Origin of the sequence: Marinomonas pollencensis (genome assembly GCF_003387375.1) — a bacterium.
Taxonomy (GTDB): Bacteria; Pseudomonadota; Gammaproteobacteria; order Pseudomonadales; family Marinomonadaceae; genus Marinomonas; species Marinomonas pollencensis.
Genome location: NZ_QUNG01000001.1, coordinates 262,874 through 276,665, shown reverse-complemented (window position 1 = coordinate 276,665; position 13,792 = coordinate 262,874). Strand labels below are relative to the sequence as shown.

12 protein-coding genes are annotated in these 13,792 nt (G+C 43.5%); 7 read left to right on the top strand and 5 right to left on the bottom strand.

What is annotated here, in order from left to right; all coding sequences use genetic code 11:
• Positions 1–90: 90 nt before the first annotated feature.
• The 3 genes from DFP81_RS01280 to dctP all read right to left on the bottom strand — a co-directional run bounded on the left by DFP81_RS01280 (position 91) and on the right by dctP (position 3,048).
• On the bottom strand, positions 91–1,395 hold the full coding sequence (locus tag DFP81_RS01280) for a TRAP transporter large permease (RefSeq protein ID WP_115895946.1): 1,305 nt from the start codon (positions 1,393–1,395) through the stop codon (positions 91–93).
• Positions 1,396–1,405: 10 nt separating this feature from the next.
• Positions 1,406–1,927, bottom strand: coding sequence for a TRAP transporter small permease (locus DFP81_RS01275; protein WP_115895945.1), 522 nt, complete (start codon positions 1,925–1,927; stop codon positions 1,406–1,408).
• 95 nt (positions 1,928–2,022) lie between these two features.
• Positions 2,023–3,048 (bottom strand): TRAP transporter substrate-binding protein DctP, encoded by a 1,026-nt coding sequence (gene dctP / locus DFP81_RS01270; protein ID WP_115895944.1) that lies wholly within the window; start codon positions 3,046–3,048, stop codon positions 2,023–2,025.
• Positions 3,049–3,451: 403 nt separating this feature from the next.
• Between dctP and DFP81_RS01265 the strand changes: the two genes are divergently transcribed.
• On the top strand, positions 3,452–4,906 hold the full coding sequence (locus tag DFP81_RS01265) for a TrkH family potassium uptake protein (RefSeq protein ID WP_115895943.1): 1,455 nt from the start codon (positions 3,452–3,454) through the stop codon (positions 4,904–4,906).
• A 198-nt stretch (positions 4,907–5,104) separates the two neighbouring features.
• Positions 5,105–5,521, top strand: coding sequence for a hypothetical protein (locus DFP81_RS01260; protein ID WP_115895942.1), 417 nt, complete (start codon positions 5,105–5,107; stop codon positions 5,519–5,521).
• A gap of 115 nt (positions 5,522–5,636) precedes the next feature.
• On the opposite strand, the gene DFP81_RS01255 is transcribed toward DFP81_RS01260, so the two are convergent.
• Both DFP81_RS01255 and fdhD read right to left on the bottom strand, forming a co-directional pair.
• Complete coding sequence (locus DFP81_RS01255; protein WP_115895941.1) at positions 5,637–7,961, bottom strand: FdhF/YdeP family oxidoreductase; 2,325 nt, start codon at positions 7,959–7,961, stop codon at positions 5,637–5,639.
• A gap of 2 nt (positions 7,962–7,963) precedes the next feature.
• Positions 7,964–8,788, bottom strand: a complete 825-nt coding sequence (fdhD, locus tag DFP81_RS01250) for a formate dehydrogenase accessory sulfurtransferase FdhD (RefSeq protein WP_115895940.1) — start codon at positions 8,786–8,788, stop codon at positions 7,964–7,966.
• 426 nt (positions 8,789–9,214) lie between these two features.
• Here fdhD and DFP81_RS01245 point away from each other — a divergent pair, with 426 nt between their 5' ends.
• From DFP81_RS01245 to ykgO, 5 genes are all read left to right on the top strand, one after another.
• Complete coding sequence (locus tag DFP81_RS01245; protein ID WP_115895939.1) at positions 9,215–9,697, top strand: DUF3015 domain-containing protein; 483 nt, start codon at positions 9,215–9,217, stop codon at positions 9,695–9,697.
• A gap of 68 nt (positions 9,698–9,765) precedes the next feature.
• Positions 9,766–11,625 (top strand): Lnb N-terminal periplasmic domain-containing protein, encoded by a 1,860-nt coding sequence (locus DFP81_RS01240; RefSeq protein ID WP_147299428.1) that lies wholly within the window; start codon positions 9,766–9,768, stop codon positions 11,623–11,625.
• A 307-nt stretch (positions 11,626–11,932) separates the two neighbouring features.
• A complete protein-coding gene (locus DFP81_RS01235) occupies positions 11,933–13,267 on the top strand; it encodes a peptidoglycan DD-metalloendopeptidase family protein (protein ID WP_115895937.1) in 1,335 nt (444 codons plus the stop codon).
• 123 nt (positions 13,268–13,390) lie between these two features.
• Positions 13,391–13,636 (top strand): type B 50S ribosomal protein L31, encoded by a 246-nt coding sequence (locus tag DFP81_RS01230; protein WP_115895936.1) that lies wholly within the window; start codon positions 13,391–13,393, stop codon positions 13,634–13,636.
• Positions 13,637–13,647: 11 nt separating this feature from the next.
• A complete protein-coding gene (ykgO, locus tag DFP81_RS01225) occupies positions 13,648–13,791 on the top strand; it encodes a type B 50S ribosomal protein L36 (RefSeq protein ID WP_115895935.1) in 144 nt (47 codons plus the stop codon).
• The last annotated feature ends 1 nt before the right edge of the window (position 13,792 follow it).

Here is a 13,792-nt window from a genome sequence, read left to right as displayed (position 1 = left end):
CCAAGCTAATCTATAAGTTACTTTTTTAATAATAGTGTTACTAAAAAATTATATGAGGAGCCGTTATTAATGGCTTTTTTATTTTATTAATTAAAGTCCGGTGACTAGGCGAGGAAGCCATAAGGCAAGCTCTGGAATGAAAGTGGTCAACAAAACAACAGGGAGATAAGCGAGAAATACAAACACAAGTGTTGGTTTAATAACTTGTGGCAGTTTTACTCCCCCTACTAATGTTCCAAAATATAGTATTGGTGCGGTAGGCGGTGTTATTAATCCCATTCCTAAGTTTGTGCCAATTATTGCTGCAAAATGCACAGGGTGAACACCAATTTCATTCATGACGGGCATCAGTAAAGGTGCTGCTAATAATATTCCTGAAACATCTTCCATAAACATACCAACCATTAGTAAAAATAAATTGACTAAGAGAAGTAGCAGAATTTTATTTTCAGTAATCGATAATAACGTGGTCAGTATTTGCTGAGGGACATCTTCAAAGGTAAGTACTCGGGCTAACATAGTGGCACAAAATATGACTAGCATAAGTACCGCAGTAACTTGCGCTGCTTTCCAAACAGCTTCATAAAAGGACCCCCATGTCATATCTTTGTACACCCAAAAAGCTACAGGTACAGCGTACATAACAGCGACGGCCGCAGCTTCAGTCGGTGTAGTGACGCCACCATAAATAAAGCCCAAGATGATGACTGGCATGGCCAGGCCAAAACCAGCTTTGCGGGTTTTTAAGAAGATATTTTCTTTTGCTTCTTTAAAGCTGACTTTTTTCTCAATCACCAGAGGCATTTTTCGAGTTAACACGAAATTCCAAAAGCAAAATAGAGAAATTAATAACAAAGCCGGTAAGACAGGGGCAAGAAACACCGCTGTGATTGATGTGCTGGTGACCCAGCCATATAAAATCATCGTGGCGCTAGGTGGAATGAGTAGCGCAAGAACAGCGGAGCAAGCGACTAGAGAAGTGGCGTAACCTCGATCGTAACCTTTCTCCACCATTCGTGGAATCATAATTGAGCCAATAGCTGCGACAGCGGAAGATGCCATCCCTGAAATCGCACCAAAAACGGCGGTAGTGACAACCGTAACAACCCCAAGGCCTCCACGATAGTGTCCAAAAAGGCTGTCCGCCACATCAAGTAAGCGTTTGGCTATCCCTCCATTCGTCATAATAGAGCCAGCAAGGATATAAAGAGGAATCGCCAGTAAAACCATAGAAGAGGTTTTAGCGAATCCTGCAGTAATCATAAATGAGGTATTCCCATAATCTCCCATAACGATTAGAAATAGTGCTGCAGCGACAAAGGTTAATGCAACAGGAACACCAATCATCATCAGTGTTATTAATAATGCAACGTCCCATAAAACAATAGAGCTCATGGTAATATCCTCAGCTAATATGGCGTTTTAATAAGTGGCAGAAAGCTTCGATCATCTCGATGAAAAAATAGAATGCCATTAGAATCATACCTGTAAGCATACCTATATAAATCCAAGCTATTGGTATGCGTAACTCGACAGAGCGAACGTCCATTTTTAAATTGAATTGCACTAGTTCCCATGTTTCTGTACATAAATAGATACATAGAAATGTAGAGATTAAGCATGTGATTACATGGCTGGCATTAACAAAGCGTCCAGGGTGGCAAAGTGAATCGACAATGCTAGCCGATATATGCCCTTTTGCGTGTGTTCCATAGGCTGCGCCAATAAAATATAAAATGATGGCTAGATAACTTGCGGCTTCTTCAATACCAAAAAAAGAATAGTCGAATATGTATCGAGAGATTACTTGTATAAATACAAGTAAGGTAAAAGCAATGCTGGTACTGAACATAACCCATTGCTGTAGACGTAATTTAAGATGCCATAGAGCGATGAAAAAGGAAATCGATGTCTTAATAGTTGTCATGATTTTGACCTCTAATATATAAAATCCTAAGCGTCAGTTTTTAAACTAACACTAAGCCATTCCAACTTTTATGGAATGACTCAGTCTGGTGAAATTTATTCGTTGTAGTGATTTACCATTAATTGGTAGAGGTCATCGCCTAGCTCGTCTTTGATGTGTGGCCAGACATCTTTACGGACCGCATCAGATATAGAGGCTAGCTCCTGCTCATTAAAGGTAATAACAGTAACGCCGCTGTCTTTTAGCTCTTGACGGTATGATTCATCTGATTTAGCGACCTGTTGGAATCGCTCGGTAGCTAGCTCTTTAGCAATGTTTTGAATGGTCTGACGGTCGTTTTCTGATATGCGACTCATGGAGTATTGGTTCATTACTAACCAATTTACTTCAAAATGATCATTGAGTTGGACCCATGTTTTTACAATCCCATTCCAATCTCGAACTGCGTTTTCAGGTGTACCGCCTATCATTCCGTCAATAACGCCAGTTTGAACGCCAGTATAGAGCTCTGCCCAAGGCATTGTTGTTGTGTTGTAACCTAAGCGTTCAAGAACCGGGCGATGAGTTGCTGCACCGGATGGCCACACACGAATTTTAAGATTTTTGTGATCCGCATTTGGATTATCGGCTTGCTCAACATTAGAACTTACTGCCATGCCGCCCATACCATTCGCATAAGGTGCAAGCAGCGTTAAATTTTGCTTTTGTAACAGACCATTCATAACGTCAAAGAGAAAGCCCCCAACATTCCAAGCTTGCTCAGCTGACTTATAATCACTAACAGAGTATGGAAACCAAGATATCCCTATACGTTTATCGTATTTAGTTGATAGTGATTGGACTGCAGCATCAATTGAGCCTTGAGATAGTTGGTCATAGGTTTCTTCCCAGTCTCCCAACTGGTTAGCAGGGTAGACCCTAAAAGTGACGCGGTCTTCTGTCTGGATTTTGACTTGCTTAGCAAACTCTTTAGCCCAGATATCTCGATCCGATCCTGGAGGCGCGGAATGTGAAAGGCGAAAGTTTGTACTAGCTAAAGTGCTGGCAGCCTGAATCGAGAGAGAACCCGCAATAAGGGTTATCAGTCCTATTTTGACAATTTTTTTTATATGAGTTGACATAAGTTAGTCTCTTTTTAAATTTATTATTGACTTTTTCTACGCATAAATTGATGGGTTGGTGCCATGATTATGCATACGCTTTATTAAGCGGAGATTTTGAAATAAGGGCTATAAGGATTACAAAATCTAATGATCGGTATCGGCTGAGATTATGATTGAATCGATAAAATTAATAATGCAATGGGAAAGAGGGGGATGAGAAAGGTCGCTACCGTACACATCTGATCAATCTTCTCTAAAGCACGCTGATGGCGTACTATACCGAGCTTTATCCTGTGGCCAGATAAGGCTGTTTTCATTTCCTTTGTCGTTAATGCCGATTTTTTTGCGTTAAGGATGGCGCTATGCCGCAACAGGGTTTCGATACGATATGCCTGCGTTTTAATAGGAGAGTTTGCCGCCCATGATTCGGCCTCTATTAGTCCTGAGATTATTGACCATGCCTTGTTTGTGGATGGGGTTAGTGCAGTTGGTGTTTGGCGAGCTGTCTTTTATGTTGTTCAAAGACCATGTAGCCAATAATTTTGTCATGCCTGCGTCCATCACATTAGGCGTTTCCTTAGTGCTACTTGTTGCTTTTAAAAAGTACCAGCTGCCGTCCGTTTCTTCCCGTGAAGCCATGTTGTTCGCGAGCTTAACTTGGTTAGCTGTCGGTGTGCTTGGCGCCATTCCTATCATTACCATCGCCCATGTGACTTTTACTGATGGCGTGTTTGAGTCCATTAGTGCATTAACCACTACGGGCGCTACTGTGCTATCTGGTTTGGATGATATGCCGCCTAGCTTTTTGATGTATCGCCAGTTTTTACAATGGATGGGTGGGTTAGGTGTGGTGATTTTTGTGGTAGCGATTCTGCCCATGCTTAACATTGGTGGTATGCGGCTATTGAAAGCAGAAACGCCAGGGCCAATTAAAGATGAAAAACTCTCGCCTCGAGTTGCCAGCACGACCCACTATTTATGGCTTGTATACCTGACAATTACTGTCCTGTGTGCGTTGTGTTATTACCTTGCAGGCATGTCTGTGTTTGATGCCATAGGGCACAGTCTTTCAACCGTTTCTACGGGTGGTTTTTCAACCCATGACGCCAGTATGGGGTATTTTCATAGCACCTTATTATTGTGGATTTGTAATGTGTTTATGCTCTTAGGGGCGACCAATTTTGCGTTGCATTATCGGGTCTATTTAGCAAAAAATATACGCTTGTATTGGCGTGATGAAGAGATGCGAGCGTTTTTGCTGATCGTCTTTGTGATTGCTTGTTTGTTGGCTTTTTATCTCTACCAAAAAGGTGCAGACGCCACGCTTGGTGGCGCGTTTACCGAGTCGTTTTTTCATGTTATTTCGTTTATCACTAGTACCGGATTTGCCGCCACTGACTTAAGTGCGTGGCCTGCGTTAACCGCGGTGGTGTTGATCTTTGTTGGTTACATTGGTGGCTGTGCAGGATCCACTGCCGGAGGCAACAAGGTGATTCGAAATATAATCTCGTTAAAGTCAGTGGGGTTGGAGCTAAAACGTTTGGTGCATCCTAATGGGGTGTTTGCGATGAAGTTTCAGGGTCGAACCATCAGTGCGGATGTGCGTCATTCGGTAATGGGGTTCATGTGTTTAGCCGCGCTCACTACCATGCTATTTACCATCTTGTTGATGACCACAGGCGTCAGTTTCGTGGCGGCATTGAGCGCTACTGCAGCTTGTTTAAATGTGCTTGGGCCAGGCTTTGCTGAGCTCGGCAGTAGCTTTGCGCCGCTCACTGACACCGGCACTTGGATGATGAGCTTTGCGATGATTTTAGGGCGTTTAGAGTACTTTACTGTGCTGGTGTTGTTTTTTCCGGTGCTTTGGCGTCATTAGTATTGTTTATTTGTTAGCTGGAAAGTTAGTGGGTGCTAAAAAATGAATTTTATAAATTGGATTGAACGCTATAAAATAACTTAGGTGTTAATAATAAGGGAGTATGAATTAGTAGGCTGTTGTTTATAATTGTATTTTTGTGACTTATTTACTTTTAATTTGGTCTTTTTTAATATGGATTTTTTAGGGATATATGAAATGTCAAAACTTAAAATCAAGCTGGCGCTACTTTCATCGATAGTATTACTTTCGGGTTGTTCTACTATGTTTAATAATGGCAGTCAGACAATGATGGTAAGAGGATCTGATAGTCAAGAAGGCGTCAAAGTTGAGGTCCAATCTAGTGATGGGCTATACCCTACAAGACTTCCAGCGACAGTCGTTGCTTCTCCTTCAAATGAAGGTGTTAAAGTGACTGTAACAGACAAATGTTATGACAGAACTGTAACGACTATAAAGAAACATGTTACCCCATCTTACTGGGCTAATATCCTGAATATATATGGATTTGGCATTGATTGGGCAACCGGTAATATGTGGAAATATGATAGTAATACAACTGTTGTATTACACAAAAAAGAAGAGTGTTTAGTTAACAATGAAACCAAGGTTTAATCGAGTTTTTATGAAAACTCTTTTAAATTAATCCTATTTACTCCGTTGATTAATTAGCCTCATACCAGACTTTTATCTGGCGTGAGGCTTTTTTTATTGCCTTGTTATATTGATTTTAGTTCGCTACCGAAGCAATTTTAGAGGCTGGCTCTTGGTAGGGTTCTAGCTCAATCGCGATGCTTTTTGAGGTTGGAGTGTAGCTGAACTCGCCATGGCTATTGAGCGGTACCAATGGGTTGGTTTCAGGGTAGTATGCTGCAATATTGCCGGCAGGAATACTGTAAGGAACCAACTTAAAACCGCTGACTTTACGCTCTACACCATCGTCCCATAATGAACGAAGGGTGACGGTGTCGCCTTCTTGATAGCCTAAGCGTTTAATATCCGCAGGGTTAATGAACAACACTTGGCGTTCGCCCTTAATGCCACGATAGCGGTCATCCATGCCATAGATGGTCGTGTTGTACTGGTCATGTGAGCGCAAGGTCTGCAGCACCAGGGTGCTGTCAGAGGCTAGGTCTTGTGCCTTTTTAGGCAAGATAGATTCTGGCAGAGAATGAGTGTGAACAATGGCTTTACCCCCTGGAGTAGCCCAGTTGCGCTCTCTTGCACTGTTGCCTAAATAAAACCCACCTTTATGTTCAATTCGTTGATTGAAGTCTTTAAAGCCAGGTATTACCGCTTCGATATGTTGTCGAATAAGGCTGTAATCGCCTGCTAATTCTTCCCAGTTAAGAGGGAAGTCACCCAGTGTTGCTTGTGCCATACCGGCAATAATAGCAGGCTCCGAGCGTTGCTCAGGGCTAAGTGGCTCCATTACGCCGCCAGAGGCATGGACCATGCTAAATGAATCCTCCACGGTGACGCGCTGCACGCCAGTGGCTTGCTGGTCAATGTCGGTACGTCCAAAGCAAGGTAAGATCAAAGCATTGTCACCAATGGTGAGGTGAGAACGGTTTAGCTTGGTGCTGATTTGCACAATCAAATCACAGCTTTTAAGTGCTTCTTGGGTCGCTTGGGTATCTGGTGTGGCCGCCGCAAAATTACCACCAAGAGCAATAAAGACTTTTACCTTCTCTGCTTGCATGGCTTGAATGGTTTGTACCACGTTTAAACCGTGATCTTGAGGCTGAGGGAAGCCAAAGTGCTTTTCCATTGAGTCTAAAAAGGCTTTCGATGGGGCTTCGTTAATGCCCATAGTGCGGTCGCCTTGTACATTACTGTGGCCACGGACAGGACAGGTGCCGGCCCCAGGTTTACCAATGTTGCCACGTAGCGCAAGTAGGTTAACTATCTCATGGATGGTTGCCACCGAATGGTGATGTTGAGTGATGCCCATTGCCCAAGTGCATATCACACTGTTGGCGTTGGCATACACTTCAGCGCAATGGTAAATCTCTTCTTTGCTGAGACCAGACTGAGGCAGGATATCATCCCAAGACGTTTGTTCCACTTTTGCCAAGTAAGCGTCCATACCTTGCGTATGTTGCTCAATAAACTCGTGATCAAAAATCGCTTTGCCTTCTTTTTGCGCCGCGTTTTCCATTTCGATCAAGACTTTGACTATGCCGCGAACCACTGCCATATCGCCGCCAATTTTAGGGCAATAGTAGTTAGTGTGGGTTGGCTTAGAGCCATTGGTGAGCATTTCAATTGGGTTTTGAGGGTTTTGGAAGCGCTCTAGACCACGCTCACGTAGAGTGTTGAAAGTCAGTAGCTGGGCGCCACGAGACACCACCTCACGCAATGTTTCAAGCATCCGAGGGTGGTTAGTCCCTGGGTTTTGACCAAATACAAAAACTGCATCGGCGCGTTCAAAGTCATCGATTTCAACGGACCCTTTGCCTATGCCTAAACTGCTGATCAAGGCATAACCACTGGCTTCATGACACATGTTGGAGCAGTCTGGGAAGTTGTTGGTGCCGTAAGCGCGGGCAAATAATTGATAGAGGAAAGCCGCTTCGTTACTGGCACGACCTGAAGTATAAAAAGCCACTTGATTTGGATCTTCTTGAGCCTTCAAAGACTCGGCGATTTGCGCAAACGCTTGCTCCCACGAGATGGGCTCATAGTGATCTGTTTGTGCGTTATAGCGCATTGGTTCAGTCAGGCGACCTTGGTACTCAAGGAAGTAGTCACTTTGCGTGTTTAGCCAACTGACGCTGTGTTGCTTAAAAAAGTCGGCGTCGACACGACGGGACGTTGCTTCCCAGTTAACGGCTTTGGCGCCGTTTTCACAAAAGCGTATCTTGGCAGGGTCGTGTTTTTCGCCCCAAGCACAGCCCGGGCAATCAAAACCATTTGGTTGGTTGGTCTTGAGCATGGTGAACACATTGCGAACCGCATTATCACTTTTAAGCCAGTGTTTTGTGGTGCTTTGTAATGCTCCCCAGCCGCCGGCAGGTCCTTTGTAAGGAGTGTAGAAGCTATTTTTAGACATGATTAGTTGCCTTTAAGTTGATAAGACGACGCAAAAATTCTTGGAGCGTCTTGCTTGGGTAAATGAATAAGAGTCAAACCATACTGCCGTGCAAGTTTAACCGCCAAGGTACTGGGCGAAGCAAGATGAATCAAGCAGGATAAACCAGAACGAACCGCTTTTTGTATTAGTTCTGTGCTGCATCGGCTCGACATGACCACACTGTGATTATGAAGATTTATATTATGTTGTAACGCATAGCCTAGTACTTTATCCAGTGCGTTGTGACGACCAATGTCTTCCATGGCAATCAATGGCTCGCCTTGTGGAGAAACCAACAGCGCCGCGTGGATAGCGCCGCTTTCTTTACCAATAATTTGATGCTCAAAAAGTTGGCTTTTTAAACCACGTAATACTGAGTCTGACAAAATATCGCTGGGTATAAGCGGCGTTAATTGAGGCAGCGCATAATCTAATGATTCAACACCACACAAGCCACATCCGGTAGCTCCTAAACGAGCGATGCGGCCTTTTTTAAAGTCAGCAAAACGTCGCTGACTAACGATTAAATTAATTGCAAAACCATCAATTTCAGGATGCTGAGTGGAAGTCTTTTCGAGGCTAATATCGCGCATCTCTTGAGCGTTTTCGATTAATCCTTCGCTAAAGGCAAATCCGATAGCAAAGGCATCAAGGGAAGTGGGTGTCACCATCATGACCGCATGAGTTATGTCGTTAATGCTGATTGCGAGAGGCGCTTCTTCAACCAATAGCACGCTTTCTTGTCGCGTATCCTCTTGGCGTAAATAGTGACAAGGTTGAACGCTGGTCGCTGAAAAACGGGTCATGGAAGTAAGCCTTTGGTGCATTGCAGATTGTAATGGTTTGTAAGTAATAGTACGTAGTCTGACTGGCGGCGTCCATGTGCCTAGGCGGTTTCCATGATAGATGTCGTTTTCTGTGGCTACAGGCAGGTAAAAGTCATTTCTATCATGTGCTTTTTGGCCTTCCTTTATTAATGGTGAAAATTTCTCAAGAATAGAAGGAAAATTGTTCAAATAAAGTGTTGTGTTTTAATAAAACCCTACTTTTTTGTGCTTAATAATGACCTTTTCTTTACATCCATAGAGGCCTTCCTATAACCTGCTAGTAGCTGTTTCACTTGAGTAACCACTCACTAGGAGAAGAAGCTCGGCCTACGGAAGTGGTTGTTATAAACAGTGTTATCTGGGAATACTGGTTAGAACTTATTAATGGAATTATAGGTAATCATTATGAAAAAACTTATCTTATCTGCAGTCATTGCTACTGCCTCTGTTTCATCTTTCGCTGCCTCTCATGGCCCTGCGGGTTGTGGTCTGGGTACGGCGGTTGTTTTCCAAGACGCCAATGAGTGGTACGAGCACGTTATGGCGGCGACGACCAATGCGACTTCTGGTAACCAAACATTTGGTATGACCTCTGGTACCTTGGGTTGTGAAGATGCGAACGGCCCACTGGCTGATGGCATTGCTATGTTCCTAAACGAGAACCTAGAGCCTCTGGCGACAGATATGGCGAAAGGTGATGGCGAAACATTGAATGCATTGGCTGATCTAATGGGCGTTGAAGGGGCGGATAAAGCCATCTTTAATGAGCAAATGCAGTCTCATTTCGACACGGTTTTTGCTGATGCTCAAGCCACTCCAACAACAGCGTATGACGGAATCATGTCCGTTATGTCTGACTCAAAAGAGTTGTCTAAATACCTAGGTTAATCCCTAATTGACCTTGACCAAATGAGGGCATCCATTGCCCTCATTTTTTGTTGGTAGCTTTTATTTATATGCGCTTTTTAATCTTTTTAGTACTTTCTTCCCTATCATCCTCTTTGTTTGCAGCCATTGCTTTGCCCTTGTCTGATAGTGAAATCGATGCTCTTGCTGGTAAAAAAGAATGGCGAGACTTATTGCACTACCATGGTGTAGGTGCGATTAAAGGAAGCGGTAGTCAGATCGATGACCCAAATTTCTTTATGTCACAACAGGGCAACCAAAGCCCAGCGGCAGAGCTTAAGGCAACGTTAGCCGGGTTTATCCAAGGGCCAACGTTGGCGGATACTAATCAAGCCGCCCAATGCCGATACCCAGCACGTTTTTTTTGGTTGAAAAAACAAAGGCCAGATTTGCCGTTGCAGCAAATTGAATGCCCAGATTTCGACCCTTGGTTTGCTCAAATTAATGGTGAAAGTGTTTATTTGATTTTTCCAGCAGCCTATTTGAATAGCCCTTCATCCATGTATGGGCACACTCTGTTTCGCGTCAAAAAGAAAGGCAACGATGCCCCTTTATTAGATTATGCAGTAAATTATGCTGCCAATGCGGATCCTGATGATAACCAGTTGGTATTTAGTTACAAAGGGCTGACAGGTGGCTATCCTGGTGTGGTGTCTGTGATGCCTTATTACCAAAAAGTAAAAGAATACAACTTTCTTGAAAGCCGTGATATTTGGGAATACAAGCTCGACCTAACCCCGTTTGAGGTGCAGCAATTTATACGTCATGTGTGGGAGATGCAAAGCACCCAAATGTCGTATTATTTTTTCTCAGAAAACTGCTCCTATCAGTTATTGACCTTACTTGATGCCAGCAGTCCACGGTTGAATTTGGCTGACGAGTTTTCCCTTTGGGCGATACCCGCCGATACTGTTCGGGTGCTTAAAAAAGCCAATATGATTGATGAGGCCAGTTATCGTCCATCTTTGCTAAATAGAATGTCGAATATGCTGACGCAAATAGACGATGAGCGGATTGAGGTAGCAAAAGCCCTAGTCGATAACGAGCAATTAGATCTCACTGAGCTAGACACATACAGCGATCGAGACCAGGCGCAAATTTTAGAAGTGGCTTATGAATACAGCCGCTATTTGGTGGCTCGTAAAAAAGTGACTTCCAGCTATTTAAATGGACGTTCGATTAAGCTGCTCTCATTACGTAGTAAGCGCCAACGAGGAGAGGTTTTTGCCCCCGTTGAACCACCGGCATTGCGCGATGACCAAGGGCATTTAACCCAGCGCCTAGGTTTGTCTTTAGGAACAAAGGACAGTAACGCTTATTCAGTCTTAGAGTATCGACCGTCTTATCATGGTTTATTGGACCCGCCAGGTGGTTACTTAAAAGGTGCTGAGCTTTCTATGTTCAGTGGTAGCCTACGATGGGATGAAGCCGAGTCAGTAGAAGTGGATACTTTTTCATTTATTAATATTCGTTCATTTGCTCCCAAAAATGCGTTGGTAACACCGAAATCTTGGCAGGTTAATGCTTCCTTGTTGCGTGATGAAAGCATAAATGACGAGTTGGTATTTCGCTTAAAAGGTGGTGCAGGTGTCACCCAAGAAATAGGCCGTAGTATGTTCTCTGTACTGCTGAATGGCAGCGCCTCGGTAGATCAAGATTACCAAGATGGCTATCGTCTAGAAGTGGGGCCTGAATTGAAGTGGCTTTGGTATGGCGAGCAGAATAATTTGCAGCTAGGTTTTGAATACCTAACGGATATTAACCTCCACAACGCAGAGCGTCGCAGCGTCAATGGCGTTTGGGCGCATCAGTTAGCGCCAAATTGGCAGCTGCGTTTGAAAGCTTCTCACTCATGGTATGAAGCCCAAAGTTGGAACGATACCTCGATCCAATTACTGCATTATTTTTAGCCCTGGTGCGTGATATAGAGGGCCTTATGGGCTTTTATTGATCAAAGGGATTTCCTTAGAGGCGAGAATGCCGTATTCTCGCCAGTTATTTTGATGCCCAGAATCATATCTTCGGTATAGAAAGTGAAAATTACCATTAAATTCGTTTGGTTTATTAGCCTATCAAACGAATTTAATGGTACTTAACCGTATGCATTCCAAACAGTTAAAGATGGTTTAATGAATATCTGACCCTGTTAATAATGTTTTGGGCGCTTAATTGGTTCAGCTAGAGCCGCTTTATCCTGTTTAACGAGTTATTTTTTTTATGTCTTCTGAAAATCGCCTTTCGCGCTGGCAGCCTTCTGGCCCAAAAGCTTGGCTAGTTTTGATCTCTGCTGTTTTTATTCTTTTGATGTTGGTGTACCGAGGGTTAGTTGCCCCTAGCCCAGATCCAGAAACCTATGTGCTACCAAATAGCACGTTAACCCAAGTGCCTATCAAGGCCAATACAGTAGAGCCCACCAGTCCAGATACAGCCACTCCACTCGTTTCCACTGACCCTCTGCAAGACATTGCGAGTACGGCCCCAGTACCGCAGATTATTGAGCATGTTATAAAGTCTGGAGAAACGCTGGAGAAAATATTCAATCGATTGGGTTTGTCTCGTCATGACATGTATTCCATCTTAGAAGCAGATGAAGAATATTTGGTGTTGGAGCCGCTTTTAGCGGGTGATACGCTCAGCTTTGAACTGGACCAAGATGGCCAATTAAAAAGCCTGTCACGGCGAATTAACCCAAGTAAAAGCATCTCGTTTGTGCGTCATAAAAATGGTGGCTTTAGCTATCAAGAAAACGCTCTGCCAATCAACTACTCGCAACATGCTTTGCACGGCAAGATTGTCGGTAGCTTTTATCAATCGGCTAAAAAGCTGGGTCTGTCAGATGCCAATATCGTTATTATCAGAGACTTGTTCAAAACCCGCATTGATTTTCGCAAAGATGCTCGTGCAGGAGACAGTTTTGATCTCGTAGTAGAGACCGGTGATGTCAATGGAGAAAGTGTCGGTAGAACGCAAATAGAGGCTATTCAGCTAACGATTAAAGGCGAAACCTACCATGCCTTTTTGCATTCCGATGGGCGCTTTTATGACCAAAATGGTAATGGTTTGACGCCAGCATTGTTACGTTGGCCCACTAAAATTCATTATCGTATTAGTTCACCCTTTAACCCTGATCGCCGTCATCCTATTACTGGGCGATTATCGCCTCATAATGGCACCGATTTGGCGGCCCCAACGGGCACTAAAGTGTTAGCAACGGGGGACGGTGTGGTCACGCGAGTGGCTTACCAGAAATACGCAGGTAAATATTTAGATGTTGATAATCTAGGTCCTTACAGCACGCGTTTTTTGCATCTTAGTAAAATTTTGGTGAAAAAAGGCCAACACGTTAAGCGTGGTCAAGTGATTGCTTTATCAGGAAATACAGGGCGTACAACAGGCGCGCATTTACACTATGAACTGCATGTAAATGGTAAGCCTGTGAATGCGATGACCACCGATATTCCTACCTTACAGGAAATTCCAAATTCGAAAATGGCCGAGTTTAAACAGCATGTTGAGCAATGGGTGGCGATGATGAATGATTCTCCGTATTAGTCTTTTTTTGCTCAGCTAAGCACAAGATTGAAGCGGTCCTTTTCGAAGGGCCGTTTTTTTTGGTTGCAATAAAGTATTAAAAAAGCTATAAAATGTTATAACATAACATTAGTGGAGAAGAAGATGAGATCAAAAATTCATCCTAACTACCGTACGGTTGTTTTTCATGACACACGTATCGATCGTTATTTCATGATTGGTTCTACGGTTAAAACGGATCAGACCGTTGAGCGCGATGGTAAAGAGTATCCTTATATGGCGATCGATGTGTCTAGCGCATCGCACCCATTTTACACTGGCGAGCAGCGTACTCATGATGGCGAAGGGCGCATTGCTCAGTTTAAACGTCGTTACCGTAGTAGAAAATGAGGGCTAGATAAATGAAAGTAGTAAGTTCACTTAAGAGTGCAAAGACGCGGAATCCAGACTGTAAAGTGGTGAAACGAAAAGGGCGTTTATTTGTGATTTGCAAATCTAACCCTAGATTTAAAGCCACCCAAGGGGTGAAAAAGAAGAGCCGCTAGC